General features: G+C 72.5%; 16 protein-coding genes. 10 read left to right on the forward strand and 6 right to left on the reverse strand.

Annotated features, from left to right (window positions below):
- Nucleotides 1-69 precede the first annotated feature (69 nt).
- Nucleotides 70-840 (forward strand): hypothetical protein, encoded by a 771-nt coding sequence (locus tag A4A78_RS10155; protein WP_062948873.1) that lies wholly within the window; start codon nucleotides 70-72, stop codon nucleotides 838-840.
- A gap of 95 nt (nucleotides 841-935) precedes the next feature.
- Here the strand turns inward: A4A78_RS10155 and A4A78_RS10160 are convergent, their stop codons facing one another.
- Complete coding sequence (locus tag A4A78_RS10160) at nucleotides 936-2,582, reverse strand: inorganic phosphate transporter (protein ID WP_062948875.1); 1,647 nt, start codon at nucleotides 2,580-2,582, stop codon at nucleotides 936-938.
- A 203-nt stretch (nucleotides 2,583-2,785) separates the two neighbouring features.
- Between A4A78_RS10160 and guaB the strand changes: the two genes are divergently transcribed.
- Nucleotides 2,786-4,285, forward strand: a complete 1,500-nt coding sequence (gene guaB, locus A4A78_RS10165) for an IMP dehydrogenase (RefSeq protein WP_062948877.1) — start codon at nucleotides 2,786-2,788, stop codon at nucleotides 4,283-4,285.
- Nucleotides 4,286-4,360: 75 nt separating this feature from the next.
- Here guaB and A4A78_RS10170 read toward each other — a convergent pair whose 3' ends face one another.
- Complete coding sequence (locus tag A4A78_RS10170) at nucleotides 4,361-4,816, reverse strand: VOC family protein (protein WP_062948879.1); 456 nt, start codon at nucleotides 4,814-4,816, stop codon at nucleotides 4,361-4,363.
- A 121-nt stretch (nucleotides 4,817-4,937) separates the two neighbouring features.
- On the opposite strand from A4A78_RS10170, the gene A4A78_RS10175 reads away from it, so the two are divergent.
- The 4 genes from A4A78_RS10175 to A4A78_RS10190 all read left to right on the forward strand — a co-directional run bounded on the left by A4A78_RS10175 (nucleotide 4,938) and on the right by A4A78_RS10190 (nucleotide 8,396).
- On the forward strand, nucleotides 4,938-5,648 hold the full coding sequence (locus tag A4A78_RS10175; RefSeq protein ID WP_062948881.1) for an exonuclease domain-containing protein: 711 nt from the start codon (nucleotides 4,938-4,940) through the stop codon (nucleotides 5,646-5,648).
- A 72-nt stretch (nucleotides 5,649-5,720) separates the two neighbouring features.
- Nucleotides 5,721-6,830, forward strand: coding sequence for a GuaB3 family IMP dehydrogenase-related protein (locus A4A78_RS10180; RefSeq protein ID WP_197466665.1), 1,110 nt, complete (start codon nucleotides 5,721-5,723; stop codon nucleotides 6,828-6,830).
- 10 nt (nucleotides 6,831-6,840) lie between these two features.
- Nucleotides 6,841-7,815: a hypothetical protein gene (locus tag A4A78_RS10185; RefSeq protein WP_156488604.1), complete on the forward strand. Its 975-nt coding sequence runs from the start codon at nucleotides 6,841-6,843 to the stop codon at nucleotides 7,813-7,815.
- Complete coding sequence (locus A4A78_RS10190; protein ID WP_062948887.1) at nucleotides 7,812-8,396, forward strand: hypothetical protein; 585 nt, start codon at nucleotides 7,812-7,814, stop codon at nucleotides 8,394-8,396. The genes A4A78_RS10185 and A4A78_RS10190 overlap by 4 nt, the downstream gene beginning before the upstream one ends.
- A gap of 109 nt (nucleotides 8,397-8,505) precedes the next feature.
- On the opposite strand, the gene A4A78_RS10195 is transcribed toward A4A78_RS10190, so the two are convergent.
- On the reverse strand, nucleotides 8,506-9,075 hold the full coding sequence (locus A4A78_RS10195) for a hypothetical protein (protein ID WP_062948889.1): 570 nt from the start codon (nucleotides 9,073-9,075) through the stop codon (nucleotides 8,506-8,508).
- A 469-nt stretch (nucleotides 9,076-9,544) separates the two neighbouring features.
- Here A4A78_RS10195 and A4A78_RS10200 point away from each other — a divergent pair, with 469 nt between their 5' ends.
- Nucleotides 9,545-9,973 carry a hypothetical protein gene (locus A4A78_RS10200; RefSeq protein ID WP_062948891.1) on the forward strand — a complete coding sequence of 143 codons (429 nt, stop codon included), beginning with the start codon at nucleotides 9,545-9,547 and terminating at the stop codon, nucleotides 9,971-9,973.
- A 59-nt stretch (nucleotides 9,974-10,032) separates the two neighbouring features.
- On the opposite strand, the gene A4A78_RS10205 is transcribed toward A4A78_RS10200, so the two are convergent.
- Both A4A78_RS10205 and pta read right to left on the reverse strand, forming a co-directional pair.
- Nucleotides 10,033-11,298 carry an acetate kinase gene (locus tag A4A78_RS10205; RefSeq protein ID WP_197466666.1) on the reverse strand — a complete coding sequence of 422 codons (1,266 nt, stop codon included), beginning with the start codon at nucleotides 11,296-11,298 and terminating at the stop codon, nucleotides 10,033-10,035.
- Nucleotides 11,295-13,403, reverse strand: coding sequence for a phosphate acetyltransferase (gene pta / locus A4A78_RS10210; protein WP_082835295.1), 2,109 nt, complete (start codon nucleotides 13,401-13,403; stop codon nucleotides 11,295-11,297). The genes A4A78_RS10205 and pta overlap by 4 nt, the downstream gene beginning before the upstream one ends.
- 244 nt (nucleotides 13,404-13,647) lie before the next feature.
- Between pta and A4A78_RS10215 the strand changes: the two genes are divergently transcribed.
- The 3 genes from A4A78_RS10215 to guaA all read left to right on the forward strand — a co-directional run bounded on the left by A4A78_RS10215 (nucleotide 13,648) and on the right by guaA (nucleotide 16,806).
- Nucleotides 13,648-14,607 (forward strand): SURF1 family protein, encoded by a 960-nt coding sequence (locus A4A78_RS10215; protein ID WP_062948895.1) that lies wholly within the window; start codon nucleotides 13,648-13,650, stop codon nucleotides 14,605-14,607.
- A gap of 2 nt (nucleotides 14,608-14,609) precedes the next feature.
- Nucleotides 14,610-15,011, forward strand: a complete 402-nt coding sequence (locus A4A78_RS10220) for a DUF3817 domain-containing protein (RefSeq protein WP_231881012.1) — start codon at nucleotides 14,610-14,612, stop codon at nucleotides 15,009-15,011.
- A gap of 187 nt (nucleotides 15,012-15,198) precedes the next feature.
- Entirely contained in the window at nucleotides 15,199-16,806 is a 1,608-nt protein-coding gene (gene guaA / locus A4A78_RS10225; RefSeq protein WP_062948899.1) for a glutamine-hydrolyzing GMP synthase, read from the forward strand.
- Between the two features lie 104 nt (nucleotides 16,807-16,910).
- Here guaA and A4A78_RS10230 read toward each other — a convergent pair whose 3' ends face one another.
- Nucleotides 16,911-17,630: a nucleotidyl transferase AbiEii/AbiGii toxin family protein gene (locus A4A78_RS10230; RefSeq protein WP_197466667.1), complete on the reverse strand. Its 720-nt coding sequence runs from the start codon at nucleotides 17,628-17,630 to the stop codon at nucleotides 16,911-16,913.
- Nucleotides 17,631-17,663: the final 33 nt, after the last annotated feature.

The raw sequence follows: 17,663 nt of genomic DNA on the forward strand, positions 1-17,663 counted from the left end.
GGGGACGGGGCATCGGGGCCGAGCGGGGAGTGGACCGGGTGCGCTCCGGGGGACCGTACGCTGGTCATCGTGAGCACGACCCCGCCCGCGGACCCCGCCGCGACCGCCCCCGCCCCGCGGCGCACCCGCACCGGCGAGGTGCTCGTCGGCCCCTCGATCCGCGGCCGCTACCTGCCCGGCGCGCTGATTGGACTGCCGCTGGTCTCCCTGCTGCTGAGCCCCTTCGGCGGCGCGGGATTCCAGCAGTGGCGGATCTCCCGGCTCCGGGACGGGCACGACGGGCAGCTCGAGCAGCTGCTCGCCCCGGCCTGGACCCAGCTGCTGCTGGGCGCCCTCGCCCTCTGGGCCCTGTTCGCGCTGTGGGCCCTGGTCCCGCTGCTGCTGACCCGCACCGTCGTGCTCCTGGACGAGCAGGCGCGCACCCTGCGCCTGCGCAAGGGGCTGCGCACCCGCGACCGGGCCGCGCTCGGCGAGGTCGAGTACGCGGTGGGGGACGCGGTGCGCGGCGGCCTCGGCCTGATCGGCGTGCGCGCACCGGGGCAGGAGCAGGTGCGGCAGTGGGTCGTGCCGGAGATCGGCTGGGACGCCGCCTCCTTCGACGGACTGCGCGTCCTGCAGACCGCGGCGGGATTCTGTCCGGCGCCGCCCCGCGAGGTGCTCGTGAGGGAGGAGCGGCGCGGCCGCGTCGAGGCGGCGCACCGCGAGCTCGCCGCCCGCCTCGGCATGCCCTGGCGGGAGGAGTACGCGCACGACGAGGCCGCCTTCCAGGCCGAGTTCGACCGGGTGCGCCGGGTGCTCGGCGGGCGGGAGGAGCCCCGGGACGGCGATCCGCGCCCCTGAGACGACCGCACCCCGGCGGCGTCCTCGTGGACGCGGCCGGGGTGCGGGTACCGCGGCGGAGGGCCGCGGAGACGTGCGCCCGGGAGGCCGGGGCCTCAGAAGATCGCGCGGAGCACCAGCACGACCACCGCGCCGATGCCCGCGGCGGCGGGCAGGGTGATGATCCAGGCGAGCGCGATCGGCCGCATGAGCCGCCAGTTCGCGGCGTGGTTGACGACCCCGACGCCGAGCACCGCGCCGATCAGGATGTGCGTGGAGGAGACGGGCAGGCCGAGCACCGAGGCGAGCAGCACGATCGTCGCCGCCGCCAGCTCCGCGGCGAAGCCCGAGGAGGGATGCATCGCGGTCAGACCGGTGCCGACGGTGTGGATCACCTTGCGGCCCACGAACCACAGCCCCGAGACCAGCGCGATGCCGAAGGCGATCAGGGCGGCGGTGGGCACCGCGGCCTCGGCACCGATCTGACCGGTCTTGAGCACGTCGAGGACCGCCACGAAGGGGCCGATCGCGTTGGCGATGTCGTTGGCGCCGTGGGAGAAGGCGAAGGCGCAGGCGGTGAACACCTGCATCCAGCTGAACATGATGAAGGTGGCGCGCGAGATCGACTGCTTCTTCAGCGCGCGCGCGAAGATTGTCGTCGCCATCCACACGCCGAGCGCGATCATCGTCAGCAGCAGGATGCCGCCGCCGACGGTGAGCTCCAGCCCCACGTTCTTCAGGCCCTTGAACACCAGCATCGCGGCCAGGAGCACCGCGGCGCCCGCGGCCAGCGGCGGGACCCGCTTCTCCAGGGCATGGTAGGCGGCCTTGCGCTCCACCTTGCGGGCCGCCTTGCGCTCCTTCTTGGTCAGCCCCGCGGACGCTTCGACGAGCTCGGCGCCGGGGCCGCCCGGGGTGAGGTCCAGCGCCGCGGACTCGGCGAAGGCGGACTGCTGCAGCTCCGTCATGCGCTCGGAGGCGGGCACGTGACGCTGCCACGACTCGTCCGCGTCGTCTTCCTCATCGTCGTCCTCGTCGTCCTCCGCGTCGTCGTAGCCACGCGAGCCGAGCGCGATCGCGCGGGCGGCGGGGGCGAGGATCCGGCGCTTGATCGCCCCGAACAGGAGGAAGGAGGCGATGCCGCCCAGCAGAGGGGAGAGGATCCAGGACACGGCGATCTTCCCGATCTCGCCCCACTGCACCATGGCGAAGCCGCCGGTGCCGGTGACCAGGCCGGTGGTCACCGCCGCGCCGACGATGCCGCCGATGATCGCGTGGGTGGTGGAGACCGGCCAGCCCATCCTGGTCGCCAGCAGCAGCCACACCGCAGCGCCCAGCAGGGCCGACATCATGATCAGCGCGAACGCGAGCGGGTCGATCGACATGCCCTCGAGGTCCACGATGCCGCTGCGCACGGTCTCGGTGACGGAGCCACCGGCGAGCACCGCGCCGGAGACCTCGAAGACCGCCGCGACGACGAGCGCCTGCTTCATGGTCAGCGTGCCGGCGCCGACGCTCGTGCCGAAGGAGTTCGCGACGTCGTTGCCGCCGATGTTGAACGCCATGAACAGCCCGAACGCGATCGCGAGGATCAGCAGGAAGGCGTTGACGTCGGTGCCGGTGTGGGTGAAGGCCCAGATCGTGAACGCGACCACGGTCGCGAGGGTCATCAGCCCGGCACCGAGGTGCCAGTTGCGGTCGGGACCGAGGAAGCCCTTGGTCGCGGGGGCGTCGGTCGAGTCCTGGGCGGAGGTGCGTGCCATCGTCGCGTTCCCGGGGTGAGGAGGGGCGGGGGAGGGGGAGCGAGGGCCGGGACGGCCCGCGCGCGCCGCGGCCACTCTAGGCCCAGAAGTGTCCTCGTGGTGACTTCGGGGTGAACTCCCGGGGCGGGAGCGGGCCGAGGACGTGGCCGTTCCCACGTCGGACGGCCTGCCCGTCACCGCGTGCCGGGACGTAGCATTTCTGCATGACGAGCGCGGATCCCTTCGGTTTCATCGGCCTGACCTACGACGACGTCCTGCTGCTTCCCGGGGAGACCGACGTGATCCCCTCCGAGGCGGACACCTCCTCCCGGCTCACCAGGGAGATCACCCTCAAGCTCCCCCTCGCCAGCGCCGCGATGGACACCGTGACCGAGTCGCGGATGGCGATCGCGATGGCCCGCCACGGCGGCATCGGCATCCTCCACCGCAACCTCTCCATCGAGGACCAGGCCCACCAGGTCGACCTCGTCAAGCGCACCCAGACCGGCCGCATCACGAACCCCGTCACGATCGGCCCCGAGGCGACACTCGAGGACTTCGACGCCCTGTGCGGCCAGTTCCGCGTCTCCGGCCTGCCCGTCGTCGACCAGGGCCAGCGCCTGCTGGGCATCTGCACCAACCGCGACCTGCGCTTCATCCCCGTCGCCGAGTGGTCCACCACCCGCGTCGCCGACGTGATGACCACCGAGCTGTTCACCGCGCCGGAGGACGTCACCCCCGAGCAGGCCACCGCCCTGCTGCGGAAGAACAAGCGCGAGCGCCTCCCGCTGATCGACGCCGAGGGCCGCCTGACCGGGCTCATCACCGTGAAGGACTTCGTGAAGTCCGAGCAGTTCCCCGACGCCTCCAAGGACAGCCAGGGCCGCCTCCTCGTCGGCGCGGGCGTCGGCTTCTTCGGCGACTCTCTCGAGCGCGCCGGCCAGCTGCGCGACGCCGGCGCCGACGTGCTCGTCGTCGACACCGCCAACGGCCACGCCCGCCTGGCGCTGGAGATGATCCGCACCCTGAAGAACGACCCCTACTTCGCCGACGTCCAGATCATCGGCGGCAACGTCGCCACCCGCGAGGGCGCGCAGGCGCTCGTCGACGCGGGCGCCGACGCGGTCAAGGTCGGCGTGGGCCCCGGCTCGATCTGCACCACCCGCGTGGTCGCCGGCGTCGGCGTCCCGCAGGTCACCGCGATCCACGAGGCCGCCAAGGCCTGCGGCCCCGCGGGCGTGCCGCTGATCGGCGACGGCGGCCTGCAGTACTCCGGCGACATCGCCAAGGCGCTCGTCGCCGGCGCCGACACGGTCATGGTCGGCTCCCTGCTGGCCGGCACCGAGGAGTCCCCGGGCGAGGTCGTGCTCGTCGGCGGCAAGCAGTACAAGGCCTACCGCGGCATGGGCTCGCTCGGCGCGATGTCCTCGCGCGGCAAGAAGTCCTTCTCCAAGGACCGCTACTTCCAGGCCGACGTCCCCAGCGACGACAAGATCGTCCCCGAGGGCATCGAGGGCCGCGTCTCCTACAAGGGGCAGCTCGGCTCCGTCGTCCACCAGCTCATCGGCGGTCTGCACCAGTCGATGTTCTACGTCGGCGCGAACACCGTGCCCGAGCTGAAGGAGCGCGGGAAGTTCGTGCGCATCACCGCGGCCGGGCTCAAGGAGTCCCACCCCCACGACATGGCCGCGATCATGGAGGCCCCGAACTACTCCTCGCGCTGAGGGAGGCCGCCGGGTTCGTCGCGCCGACGTCATCGGGCACCCGGCGGTGCTGCGCTCCGTCGGCCGACGGCCCGGTCACTCCTGCGTGATGGTGGTGTCCCCCTGCGTGCTGGTGGCGTCGGCCGTCGGGTCCGTGCCGTGCTCGTAGCCGATCAGCCACAGCACCGCGTAGCGGTCGCGGACCTGGCCGTCGGAAGCGCCCCAGTCGCGCCGCTGCAGCGGGTCGACCACGTCGCCTCCCTCGGCGAGCGCCGCGAACCAGGTGCGCAGCGTGGTGGGCTCGGCCGCGCCGAGCAGCGCGACCATGAGCCCGCGGGCGGAGAACGGCTCGTCGTGCTCGCCCGCGTCGGAGACGTACAGGTCCACCGCGCCACGCAGCATGCCGTGGGCGATCGCGGAGCCGGGGCCGTCGGTCCGACCGAACTCGGCATAGGTCGCGGTCGAGGTCTCCCCGCCGAAGACCCCCTGGTAGAAATCGAGCGCCTCGGCGGCGGTGCCGGGCAGGTGCAGGTACAGGGCGGGAGCGGGCATCGGGTCTCCTCGAGGTCGGGAAGCGGGTCGTGCCCCGTGATCATTCCTCCCCATGGCCCTCGCGTCCACAGCACTTGCCGTGCGGGACGAGCTGTGGGCGACGGGCTCTAGCCTTGAGGGCATGAGCACCCCCTCCTGGATCGACGCCCCGCTGCTGGGCTTCGACACCGAGACCACCGGCACGAACGTCGAGCGGGACCGGATCGTCACGGTCGCGCTCGTGCACTCCGTCGGCCCCGGCCGCGAGAACGAGACCGTCGCGACCTGGCTGATCGACCCGGGGGTGGAGATCCCCGAGCCCGCCCAGCGCGTGCACGGGATCAGCACCGAGCACGCCCGCGAGCACGGCATGCAGCCCGCCGAGGCGCTCGACGAGGTCGCGGGCATGATCGTCGAGGCGCTCGGGAAGGAGGTTCCGCTGGTCGCCTTCAACATCGGCTTCGACCTGGCGATCCTCGAGAACGAGCTGACCCGCCTGGGCCTGCCCACGCTCGTCCAGCGGCTCGGCCACGACATCGCGCCCGTGATCGACGGGCTCGTCATCGACCGCGGCGTGGATCGCTACCGCAAGGGCAAGCGCACCCTCACCGACGTCCTCGCCCACTACGGCCTCGAGCAGGACGGCCGCCTCCACACCGCCGACGTCGACGTCTCCGCCACCCTCGACGTGGTCCGCGCGATCGCCGCGAAGTACCCGCAGGTCGCCTCCTCCGCCCTCGAGGAGCTCCACCGCGAGCAGGTGGGCTGGCATGGGCGCTGGGCCGAGGGCATGAACGAGTGGCTCACGAAGAAGGGCAGGACCCCGGACGTGAACACCGCCTGGCCGCTGTGACGACCCGGGGCGGCGGCCCTCCCCGGCGGCCGGCCCGTCGCGGTCCCCGGGATCGGTAGACTCCCCGGTGTGATGAGCGAGATCGAGATCGGCCGCAACAAGCGGGGACGCCGCAGCTACAGCTTCGACGACGTGGCGGTGGTCCCCTCCCGACGCACCCGGGACCCGGAGGACGTCTCCACCGCCTGGCAGGTGGACGCCTACCACTTCGACATCCCGATCTTCGCCGCCCCGATGGACTCCCTGATGTCCCCGGAGACCGCGATCGCGCTCGGCGAGCACGGCGGACTCGGCGTGCTGGACCTCGAGGGCCTGTGGACCCGCTACGAGGACCCCTCCGCGCAGTTCGACCGCATCGCCGCCGCCTCCGAGGAGGGCGTGGTCGAGGTGATGCGCAGCGTCTACGAGGAGCCGATCAAGCCCGAGCTGATCCGCGACCGCATCCAGCAGCTGCGCGAGGCGGGCGTGACCGCGGCCGGCTCCCTCTCCCCGCAGCGCACCCAGGAGCACTGGAAGACGGTCGTCGACGCGGGCGTGGACCTCTTCTTCATCCGCGGCACCACCGTCTCCGCCGAGCACGTCTCCACCGGCCGTGAGCCGCTGAACCTCAAGCGGTTCATCTACGAGCTCGACGTCCCCGTCATCGTCGGCGGCTGCGCGACCTACACCGCGGCCCTGCACCTGATGCGCACCGGCGCCGCGGGAGTGCTCGTCGGCTTCGGCGGCGGCGCCTCGCAGACCACCCGCGAGACCCTCGGCATCCAGGTCCCGCTCGCCAGCGCCGTGGCCGACGTCGCCGCCGCCCGCCGCGACTACATGGACGAGTCCGGCGGCCGCTACGTGCACGTCATCGCCGACGGCGGGCTGGGCCGCAGCGGAGACCTGGTCAAGGCGATCGCCTGCGGCGCCGACGGCCTGATGGTCGGCGCGGCCCTGGCCCGCGCCGAGGAGGCGCCCGGCCGCGGCCACCACTGGGGCAGCGAGGCGCACCACCCCACGCTCACCCGCGGCCACCGCGTCCCGGTCGGGACCGTCGCCCCGCTCGAGCAGATCCTCTTCGGCCCGTCGATCTCCGCCGACGGCACCACCAACCTCGTCGGCGCGCTGCGCCACGCGATGGCGACCACCGGCTACCTCGACCTCAAGGAGTTCCAGCGGGTCGAGGTCGTCACCACCGTCTGAGACGACGGGGATGACAGCGCCCGCGGCGAGGAGGGGTCGCCGGCCGCTCGTGGTGCTCGGCCTCGGGCTCTTCGGCGTCGCCGTCGTGATGCTGCTGCTGTACGGGCCGTTCCACGGCGCGGACTACGAGGCACCGGGGTGGTACCTGCACCGGTCCCTCGCGTCCCTGATGAGCAGCGGCGCGCAGGCCTCCGATCTCGGCGTGCTCCATCGGCTCGCCTCCTGGGCGATGTACGACTTCGTGCCGCTGCTGATCGTGGTGCTCGTACTGGTCATGGCCGTGCTTCCCGCCGCCGTCGCGCTCGGTCGACGGCCCCGCCACGCCGATGCGGCCGGTGCCGAGCGGCAGCAGGACGATCCCCGTGCGGACGGCGCCCGGGCGACGCGCTCCGGCACGTCGAGCTCCCGGACGGGCCGCGCGCGTGAGGGCGGTGCCCGGGGCGGGACGCCGCGCGCCGGGAGGCGGGACCGTGACCGTCTCGACTCCCTCGTCTTCTCCGACGACGGCAGCATCGGCGTTGCCGGTGCCACGCCGGGGGAGGAGCTCGAGCTCGGGATCGCCGAGCTGCGGGGCCTCGCGGACGAGGCCGGACTGCCCTGGCACAGCCGCTACGAGACCGAGGGCGGGGCGCGGGGCTTCCTCGAGATCCTGCACGCACTCCAGGACGGGCCGACGAAGGTCCGCCGGGCGGCGGGGACCCCGGCGGCGGCTGCGACGGCGACGGCAGCGACGGTGACCGAGGCGGGGGAGTCCGCGCCCGTCGAACGCACCGACGCGGCGCCTTCCGATCCCGAGACTTCCGCCCCTGTCGGCGGGGAGGCGACGGTCTCCTCGGATCCGGCAGCATCCGATCACGCGCTGTGGAGCCCCGGCGACATCGGCTCGGTCTACACCCCCACCACCCTGTACAGCTCCGGACAGGGTGGTGAGGACGCGTCGGACGACCTCTCCGATGATGACGGCGACCGGGAGGAGGGGCGATGAGCGACGAGGAGATGACCGAGGAGGACATGCGCCTCGAGGCGAAGCTGCGGCGCTCCTACTACCTGTTCGCGGCCGCGTTCTTCCTCGCGCTGTGGATCCTCACCTCACAGGACCACTGGGCGCTGCGGCCGGGCCTGCTGGGGTTCTCGATCCGCTGGGTGGTCGACCTCGGCTCCGGGCTGATCCCGCTCACCCTCGCCCTGGGGCTCGTGGTCCAGGTGCCCCTGCTCCTGCTGCGCCGGCCCCGCCGCGCGGATGCGACGGAGGCGACGCGGAGCAGGAAGGGCCGTGCTCGCTCCCGCGCACGGGACGGCGAGGGAGCGGGACGGTCCGAGGGCTCCGAGCGCATCGCCGCCGCGACGGATCTCCCGGGTGCGGTGCACGACGGGGAGGCCGACAGGGAGCGGGAGCGTCTGCGGATCCCCGGCGGGACCTTCCGCGAGCTCGGCGCGCAGCACCGCTGGGAGATGGCGGAGGCGCTCGGCATCACCTGGCGCGACGAGTTCGTCCACGACCATCAGGGCTGGGCCGTCGCCTGCCTCGAGGCCGCGCAGCGACGCGCCGCGGACCCCCTCGGCTGAGCGGCGAGGAGGCACACCTGCGACGGCCTGCCGCGCCGTTGCGCGACGCGAGCTCCTCGCGTCGGGATCCCTGCGAGATCTCGAGCTGCAGGCTCCTCGGCGCAGGAGCTCAGGCGGAGCGCACCAGCGCGATGATCCCCCAGATCGTCATCACCAGCGCGATGAGGCCGAGCACCACGGGCAGGAGCACGCCGATCCCGAGGCTCACCAGGATGCCTCCCATCCCCGCGTCCCAGAGGGCGATGGCCTCGGCGCCCGTGCAGGTCACGCTCACCTCCTGATCGCCGTAGACCTGCACGTCGTAGAGGTCGTAATAGGGCTCGCCGTCCACGCTCCCCACTGAGACGTCCTGGGCCTCCGACGGCGAGACGGAGATGTCCGCGCCCTCGATCTCGCAGCTCGTCGTGCCGTGGTCGTCCGCAGGCGCGGCGATCGTGTACATCGACCATGAGGAGGCCTGGAAGGTGTCCCCGGAGGGGTCCAGCGGCGTCATCTCGGTGTTCCCGGCGATGACCATCGCACTGCCGATGAGCGCCGCGACGATCGGCATCACGACGAGCCCGACGGCGTTGGCGACGAGCCCGAGCGCGCCGAAGACAGTGCGCTTCACCCCACGACGGCGACGGCGCGGGGCCGGGGCGTAGCTGTGGGCAGGGCCGTAGGCAGGCGGATAGGTCATCGGTTCCCCCTCAGGACGCATGGATGCGAAGCACAGGATATCCAGCGGCGCGGCTGGCCGGCGCCCGCCGACCGGGGCGGTTCGTCGCGCTCGACGAGAGCGGCATCGTGCGAGTGAGCTCTGTCGCGCGGCGGCGGCGCCTGGCACACTGAACTGCTCCGCAGCGATGCGGACCGACGGTGGTGGACGGATGAGGGGGAGCGACGATGGAGGGATTCTTCGTCCTGATGCTGGTGGTCGTCGGGGTCTTCGCCGGGGCCATCAAGCACCTGAACGCGAAGGACTAGGAGCCCGGCGACGACTCCTGGATCGGGACCGCTCGCCGGGAGACCCGCTCGTCCGTCACGCGGACCCGGACCGTGCGCCGCGTGCAGCGGACCCGCACGGACGCGCCGGCCACCGGCGCTGCGGCGAAGGACGGGCCGGCCGAGCGATCCCGACCCCGCACCTGGAGGATCCGGCCCGCGCCGTGGGTCTCGCCGCGACGGCCTCGGTGCTCGCCGCGGCCGCCGAGACACGGAGCGCGACCGGGGCGGACGGTCCCGACGCCGCCCGGACCGTGACTCCCGACTCCGCCCCACCCGACGCCGCACTGACGGACCCGGCGCCGACGAGCGCCGCCGCCTGGGGTGCCGCTGGGACCGATGCTGCGCCGACCGCTGCTGCGCCGACCGCTGCTGCTCCGACCGGCGCTGCTCCGACCACTGCTGCGCCGACGAATGCTGCGGCATCAGGCGCTGCGTCGACGGACGCCGCGCCGTCGGACGAGCGTGCCGTCGGCTCGCTGTACACCCCGACCTCGTCGTCCTACAGCGTCTACACGCCGACCTCCGTCTACGAGAGCGGGACCAACGTGCTGGACGAGGACGAGGCCCCGGACGCCGACGCGAGCTCCTGAGCGCGTGCGAGCGCGAGGCGGTGCTCCGCCGGGTCGACCTCGCCGCCCGCTCGACCTGCTCAGCGCTTCGCGCGCGCGACCTCCAGCGCCTGCTGCGCGATCGCGAGCTCCTCGTCGGTGGGGACGATCAGCACGGTCACCGGCGAGTCGTCGGCCGAGATGACCCGGACGCCCTTGACGCGCTCGGCGTTGCGGGCGGGGTCCAGGCGGATCCCGAAGCCCTCGAGCCCGGAGAGCACGCGCTCGCGCACCTCCGGCACGTTCTCGCCGATGCCGGCGGTGAAGGTGATCGCGTCGAGGCCGCCGAGCACGAAGGCGTAGGAGCCGACGTACTTGCGCAGCCGGTGCACGTACACCTGCATCGCCAGCTCCGCGTCCTGGTTCCCGTCGCGGATCGCGGCGGTGATGTCGCGGAAGTCGCTCATCCCGCACAGCCCCTGCATGCCGGAGCGCTTGTTCAGCAGGGTGTCGATCTCGTCGATGTCCATCCCCGCGCTGCGGGAGAGGTGGGCGTACACGGCCGGGTCGATGTCCCCGGTCCGGGTGCCCATCACGAGGCCCTCGAGCGGGGTGAGCCCCATGGAGGTCTCCACCGGCTCGCCGCCGCGCACCGCCGAGGCGGAGGCGCCGTTGCCGAGGTGGAGCACGATCTGGCGCAGCGCGGAGGTGTCCTCGCCCCGCGCGGCGAAGTGCGCGGTGACCTGCTCGGAGACGTAGCGGTGGCTGGTGCCGTGGGCGCCGTAGCGACGGATCCGGTACTCGTCGGCGACCTGCTTGTTCAGCGCATAGGTGCGCGCCGCGTCCGGCAAAGTGGTGAAGAAGGCGGTGTCGAACACGGCCACGTGCGGGATCGCGGGGAATAGCTTGCGGGCCGCGTCGATCCCGTCGACCGCCGCGGGGTTGTGCAGCGGCGCGAGCGCGCCGAGGTCCTTGATCTGGTCCCGCACCCAGGAGTCGATGAGCTTCGGGGCCGAGAAGCGCGCCCCGCCCTGCACCACGCGGTGGCCGACCGCGACCACGTTCGCCTCCTCGAGGGAGAGACCCGCCTGCTCGAACAGCCGCACGACCACTTCCATGGCCACGACGTGGTTCGGCACCTCGCCCGAGAAGGGCTGGGTGACCGAGCCCGTCTCCAGCCGCGCGACGCCGTTGTCCAGGCCGATCCGCTCGACGATCCCGGAGGCGAAGACCTCCTCCGCGGTCGGGTCCAGCAGCTGGAACTTCAGCGAGGAGGAGCCCGAGTTCAGCACGAGCACCGTCGCGGCGTCCGGGATCGTCCGGGGGTGCTCGGCGCTGTCGGAGGAGGCGTGGGCGGAGGTGGTCATGCCTTCTCCTTCGTCGGGTCCGTCGAGGCGTTCTCCGCGTCGGCCGCCTGGGCCTGGATCGCGGTGATCACGACGGTGTTGATGATGTCGTCCACGAGCGCTCCGCGGGAGAGGTCGTTGACCGGCTTGTTCAGGCCCTGCAGGACGGGGCCGATCGCGATCGCGCCGGCCGAGCGCTGCACGGCCTTGTAGGTGTTGTTGCCGGTGTTGAGGTCCGGGAAGACGAACACCGTCGCACGGCCCGCGACCGAGGAGTCCGGCAGCTTGGTCTTGGCGACCGAGGCGTCCACCGCGGCGTCGTACTGGATCGGACCCTCCACGTCGAGCGACGGGTCGGTGGAGCGCACCAGCTCGGTCGCCTCGCGCACCTTGTCCACGTCGGCGCCGCTGCCCGAGGTGCCGGTGGAGTAGGAGAGCATCGCGATCCGCGGGTCCACGCCGAACTGCGCGGCGGTGGTCGCGGACTGCACCGCGATGTCCGCGAGCTGCTCGGCGGTGGGGTCGGGGTTCACGGCGCAGTCGCCGTAGACCAGCACCCGGTCCTCGAGCGCCATCAGGAACACCGAGGAGACGATCTTCGCGCCGGGCCTGGTCTTGATGATCTCGAAGGAGGGGCGGATCGTGTGGGCGGTGGAGTGGACCGCGCCGGAGACCATCCCGTCGGCCTCGCCCATCTGCACCATCATCGTGCCGAAGTAGGAGACGTCCTGGACCGTCGAGCGGGCCTGCTCGAGGGTCACGCCCTTCTTGGCGCGCAGCCGCGCGTACTCCTCCGCGAAGCGCTCGACGTGCTCCGGATCGTGCGGGGAGACCACGCGCGCCTCGGAGATGTCGTGGCCGAGCTGGGAGGCCTTGGCGCGGATCGTGTTCTCCTCGCCGAGCAGTACCAGGTCCGCGACGCCGCGGGCGAGGATCGACTCGGCTGCGGCGAGGATCCGCTCGTCCTCGCCCTCGGGCAGGACGATCGTCTTCTTCTCCCCGCGGGCGCGGGCCAGCAGCTCGAACTCGAACATCATCGGGGTGACCACCTCGCTGCGGGTCACCTCGAGGGCGGAGAGCAGCTCCTCGGTGGGCAGGTGCTCGGCGACCGCGCGACGCGCCGCGTCGAGCTTCTGCGCGCTCGCGGCGCTGAGCCGGCCGCGGGAGCGGGCGATCCGCACCGCGGTGTCGAAGGTGGACAGCTCCGAGGTGATGATCGGCAGGTCCTGCTGCACGCCGGAGATGAGGCGGTCCACCTCCTCGGGCACCTCGTAGCCGCCCGTGAGCACGATCGAGGAGAGCGCGGGGAAGGTGCCCGACTGCTGCGCCATGACGAGACCGGGGAGCAGGTCGTAGCGGTCGCCGGGGGCGATCACCGTGCAGTTCTCGGTGAGGCGGGTGAGGACGTTGGGCAGGCTCATCGCCGCGATGACCGTGCCCACGGAGACGCGCTCGAGCCACTCGGGATTGCCCATCAGCAGCGAGCCGTCCACCGCGTCCTTCAGCTCCTGCACCGTCGGCGCCAGGATCACCGGGTTCTCCGGGATCGCGGAGACCAGCGCGCCGGGCACCTTCGCCGAGACGGCCTCGCGCACGGCGTCGAGGGACGCGGCCTCGGCACGGTTGACGATGACGGCCAGCGGCATCGCATGGTGGCCGCCGAACTCGCCGACGGCGACCGCTGCGAGCGCCCCGATCTGGTCCGGGCTGCGGTCCAGCCCCGAGAGCACCACCACCACCGGAGCGCCCATGTTGGCGGCGACCTCGGCGTTGAAGGCGAGCTCGGTGGGGTTGGCGAGGTCGTCGTAGTCCGAGCCGAGCACGACCAGCACGCTGTAGCGCTCGGCGAGCTCGCGATGGCGGGCGAGGATCCGCTCGTGCGCGGCATCGGGATCGGACAGGACCAGCTGGTGGTCCACCCCGATCGCGTCCTCGTAGGCCTGGTCGACGGCGGGATGGCGGATGAGCAGGTCCACCGCGTAGTCGCGCGTGGACGTCGAGCGCACGACGGGACGGAACACCCCGACGCGATCGGATCGGGAGGCGAGGGCTTCGAGCAGACCGAAAGCCACCATCGACTTGCCGGTCATCCCCTCCGGGCTGGCGATATAGACACTCTGCGACACGACCCCAGCATAGGCGCGCGGCCCTCCCGTGGCACGGGGCCGGGAGTCCCGGCCGGGAGCCGTCGGCTCGGGTACGGGGGAGCGGCCGACGGGCCGCCGCGCACCGCGCCGAGACGACGGTCCGAGACGACGGGGACCCCAACGGTGCAGGTGGGGCGGCCTGGACCCGGTCGCCCGTTCACCCGGACGTGATCGAGGTCCCTCTCCAGGCCCCGTCCGGGCGCCGCCTCGTACCATGGTGGCCATGCTCCGCGTCGCCCTCCGTCCCCGATTCCTCGGGCTGCTCGCCCTGGTGATCGTGGCGACGATCGTGTGCGGTCTCCTCGCCGGATGGCAGTGGGACCGCGCCCACCGCGCGCTGACCGACAAGGCCGACGGCCCCCAGCAGATCGGCGACATCCGCGAGGTGGTCGGCGTCGGCGACGCCGTCACCAACGAGATGGTCGGCGACATCGTCACGGCCGACGGACGCTTCGCCGCCGGCGAGCAGGTGCTCGTCCCCGGTCGCCAGATCGAGGGGGAGGACGCCGTGATCGTGGTGACCGCCCTCCTGGTCGAGCTCGAGGACGGCACCGAGGCCCGCCTGCCCGTGGCCCGCGGCTGGCTGCCCGCCGAGGACGTGACCGGCGAGGATGGCGCGCTCGATCCCTCCCTCGCCCCTGCCGCGCCCGAGGGGGAGGTCCACCTCTCCGGACGCCTCGAGGCGAGCGAGTCCGCCTCCGGCGGCGTCGCCGACGGCGTGGCGCGGGAGATCGCGACCCCGCTGCTGGTCAACGAGTGGGGCTCGCCCATGTACGCCGGCTATCTCGCACTCGACGAGACCGAGGCCCCGCTCACGCCGATGCCCGCGGCGGAGTCCCAGTTCTCCCGCGGCCTGGACTGGCAGAACATCGGCTACTCCCTCCAATGGGTGGCCTTCGGCGTGTTCTTCCTGTACCTGTGGTGGCGCTCGGTGCGCACCGCCTATCGCGACGAGCTCGACGACCGTCGCGAGGAGGTCGAGAGGCTGCTCGCCGAGGCCTCCGACGACGGGCCGCGCCCCGGGCCGTCGGCCGGTCCCGACCAGGACGCCGGTGCGGCCCCCGCCGACCGGGCCGCCGCCGATCAGGCAGACGGCGCGGACCACGCCGCCGGACTCGCCCCCTCGGGCGTCGCCCCGAGCTCCCGCCCCACCCCCCAGCAGAACCCCGACAAGGACGTGTGACCGTGCCCGCAGAACGCCCCCTCGACGAAGTCGCCGCCAGGACCTCCTTCGCCCGCTTCCGCGTGGCCTCCATCGTGGAGGGGATCGCGCTGCTGGTGCTCGTGGGCATCATGACCATGCGCTATGTCGTCTTCGGCGGCGACGCCTGGTTCACCTCGACCTCCCCGTTCTGGGAGCAGGTCTCCTCGGTGTGGTCCCCGATCCACGGCCTGATCTACATGGTCTACGTGGTGCTCGGCTTCGACCTGTGGCTGAAGATGCGCTGGGGCCTGTCGCGGATGCTGCTGCTGATGTTCTTCGGCGTCGTCCCCGTGCTGTCCTTCTTCGGCGAGCGCTGGACCCACCAGCGCGTCGAGTCCGATCTCGCGCGGCGCCCCACCATCCAGGACGAGGAGCGGGTCTGACCGCTGGGTGACCGGACCCTTCCTGTCCGGCCTCTTCCTGCCCGGGCGCTTCCGCCAGGCCCCTTCCCGACCGGGCCCGCGGTGCCGGGCCCGCGCCCGAGGAGCGGAGCCCGGCGTGACCAGGCTCGCCCTCGGGGGAGCCGGACCGCGGCGCCCCGGGGCCCGGGCGCGACGTAGACTCGCGCCTGTGACCGACACCGACCAGCGCCCCGTCCTCGTCGTCGACTTCGGCGCCCAGTACGCACAGCTCATCGCTCGTCGCGTGCGCGAGGCCCGGGTCTACTCCGAGATCGTCCCGCACTCGATGACCGTCGAGAAGATGCTCGCGAAGGACCCCCGCGCGATCATCCTCTCCGGCGGCCCGAGCTCCGTCTACGCCGAGGGCGCGCCCCGCCTGGACCCGGCCCTGCTCGAGGCCGGCGTACCGGTGCTCGGGCTCTGCTACGGCTTCCAGTCGATGGCCGCGGCGGCCGGCGGCACCGTCTCCCCGACGGGCGTGCGCGAGTACGGCGCGACCCGCCTCGAGGCCCTCGACGCCTCCTCCGAGCTGCTCTCCGGCCAGGACGTCGACCAGAACGTGTGGATGAGCCACGGCGACTCCGTGACCGAGGCGCCCGAGGGCTTCGACGTCGTCGCGACCTCCGCCGCCAGCCCCGTCGCCGCCTTCGAGAACCGCGAGAAGCGGCTCTACGGCGTGCAGTGGCACCCCGAGGTGGGCCATTCCGACCGCGGCCAGGAGGTGCTGGAGAACTTCCTTCACCGCGGCGCGGGCATCGAGCCGTCCTGGACCACCGGCAACGTCATCGAGGAGCAGGTCGAGCGGATCCGGGCCCAGGTGGGCGAGGGCACCGCGATCTGCGGCCTCTCCGGCGGCGTGGACTCCGCCGTCGCCGCGGCGCTCGTGCAGCGCGCCATCGGCGACCGCCTCACCTGCGTGTACGTGAACCACGGCCTGATGCGCCAGGACGAGTCCGAGCAGATCGAGAAGGCCTTCGGCGCCTCCACCGGCGGGGCGAAGCTCGTCATGGTCGATGCCGAGGAGCAGTTCCTCACGGCGCTCGCCGGCGTCACCGACCCCGAGACCAAGCGCAAGATCATCGGCCGCGAGTTCATCCGCACCTTCGAGCAGGCCCAGGCGGAGATCCTGCGCGAGCAGGGCGTCGTCGAGGGCGTGGGCGACTCGGCGCATGTCGGGAAGGCGTCCACCGCCTTTCTCGTCCAGGGCACGCTCTACCCCGACGTCGTCGAGTCCGGCGGCGGCGAGGGCGCGGCGAACATCAAGAGCCACCACAACGTCGGCGGCCTGCCCGAGGACCTCTCCTTCGAGCTGGTCGAGCCGCTGCGCACCCTGTTCAAGGACGAGGTGCGCGCCGTCGGCACCGAGCTGGGCCTGCCCGACGAGATCGTCTGGCGCCAGCCCTTCCCGGGCCCCGGCCTCGGCATCCGCATCATCGGCGAGGTCACCAAGGAGCGCCTGGACATCCTGCGCGCCGCCGACGCGATCGCTCGCGCCGAGCTGACCGCCGCGGGCCTGGACCGCACCATCTGGCAGTGCCCCGTCGTGCTCCTGGCCGACGTGCGCTCCGTGGGCGTCCAGGGCGACGGCCGCACCTACGGCCACCCCGTCGTGCTGCGCCCCGTCACCAGCGACGACGCGATGACCGCGGACTGGGCCAAGGTGCCCTACGACGTGCTCTCCCGGATCTCGACCCGCATCACCAACGAGGTCTCCGAGATCAACCGCGTCACCCTCGACATCACCTCGAAGCCCCCGGGCACCATCGAGTGGGAGTGAGCGTCGCGGCCTGAGCCGTGACCTCCGCGAACGGGCCGGGGCCCGAGCCGCCGCACAGCGTGCGGGCTCGGGCCCCGGCCCGTTCGTCGTCGGGTCGAGGTCGTTCAGCGCGCCCAGGCCCTGCGGACGGCATCGGCGGCTTCGTCGGCGGTGACCGCCGGCCGGCATTGGTGACCGAGCGCGGCCTCCCATTCCTCGGGCGTGGGGAGCCGTGCGAACGAGACGGCCTCCGGTGACGTCAGCGGACCGGAGCGTGAGAACAGGGTCGCTGCGTCCTGATCGATCATCCCGGCGGAGGCCAGAGCCCAGAGGTCATAGAGATCGCGCGGTGCGGCTCGGTCATGCCAGGCGGCAAGTTTGGCGGCGGCGAAGGATGCCGGTGTGAGGACGCGCATCGTGGCGGGCGGGGCATCGCTGTACCGCTGTTCGAGGTCGACGATCTCGGTCGGCCATGGAGGCAGATGCGATGCGCTGAGCAGCTGGATCTGGACCCGCACTGATCCGATCGTCATCGTCGACGGATCGGCGTCTCGCGTCTCCTCGAGGGGTGGCGCGAAACGCGGGCGCCCGAGACTCCTCCGCAATTGGCGTGAGAGCGTCTTCCCCACAGCAGATGCGGTGGCGGCCCGAGGGCCGAGTGCGATCAGATCGATGTCCTCGGAGAGGCGCAGAGCGGGCAGATGAGTTCGTGACAGGGCCGTGCCGCCGAAGAAGACGAAGTCGTGCGTCCCGAGAGTCGACAGTGCGGCAAGTGCGTGGGAGATCACGTGGTCGCGGCGCACCTGGGCCTCCCCGACACCGAAGAGCTCGGCGATCTCGTGCATCTCGCCTGTATCGAGTACTCCTGGTGCTCGAGA

This window comes from Brachybacterium sp. sponge, assembly GCF_001613775.1.
GTDB classification, from domain to species: domain Bacteria; phylum Actinomycetota; class Actinomycetes; order Actinomycetales; family Dermabacteraceae; genus Brachybacterium; species Brachybacterium conglomeratum.

Excerpts from the sequence above, each read along its gene's own strand:
- A4A78_RS10160 (WP_062948875.1), bottom strand. The coding sequence starts at position 2,582 with ATGGCACGCACCTCCGCCCAGGACTCGACCGACGCCCCCGCGACCAAG.
- guaB (WP_062948877.1), top strand. The coding sequence starts at position 2,786 with ATGACGAGCGCGGATCCCTTCGGTTTCATCGGCCTGACCTACGACGAC.
- A4A78_RS10170 (WP_062948879.1), bottom strand. The coding sequence starts at position 4,816 with ATGCCCGCTCCCGCCCTGTACCTGCACCTGCCCGGCACCGCCGCCGAG.
- A4A78_RS10175 (WP_062948881.1), top strand. The coding sequence starts at position 4,938 with ATGAGCACCCCCTCCTGGATCGACGCCCCGCTGCTGGGCTTCGACACC.
- A4A78_RS10180 (WP_197466665.1), top strand. The coding sequence starts at position 5,721 with ATGAGCGAGATCGAGATCGGCCGCAACAAGCGGGGACGCCGCAGCTAC.
- A4A78_RS10185 (WP_156488604.1), top strand. The coding sequence starts at position 6,841 with ATGACAGCGCCCGCGGCGAGGAGGGGTCGCCGGCCGCTCGTGGTGCTC.
- A4A78_RS10190 (WP_062948887.1), top strand. The coding sequence starts at position 7,812 with ATGAGCGACGAGGAGATGACCGAGGAGGACATGCGCCTCGAGGCGAAG.
- A4A78_RS10195 (WP_062948889.1), bottom strand. The coding sequence starts at position 9,075 with ATGACCTATCCGCCTGCCTACGGCCCTGCCCACAGCTACGCCCCGGCC.
- A4A78_RS10205 (WP_197466666.1), bottom strand. The coding sequence starts at position 11,298 with ATGACCACCTCCGCCCACGCCTCCTCCGACAGCGCCGAGCACCCCCGG.
- A4A78_RS10215 (WP_062948895.1), top strand. The coding sequence starts at position 13,648 with ATGCTCCGCGTCGCCCTCCGTCCCCGATTCCTCGGGCTGCTCGCCCTG.
- A4A78_RS10230 (WP_197466667.1), bottom strand. The coding sequence starts at position 17,630 with ATGCACGAGATCGCCGAGCTCTTCGGTGTCGGGGAGGCCCAGGTGCGC.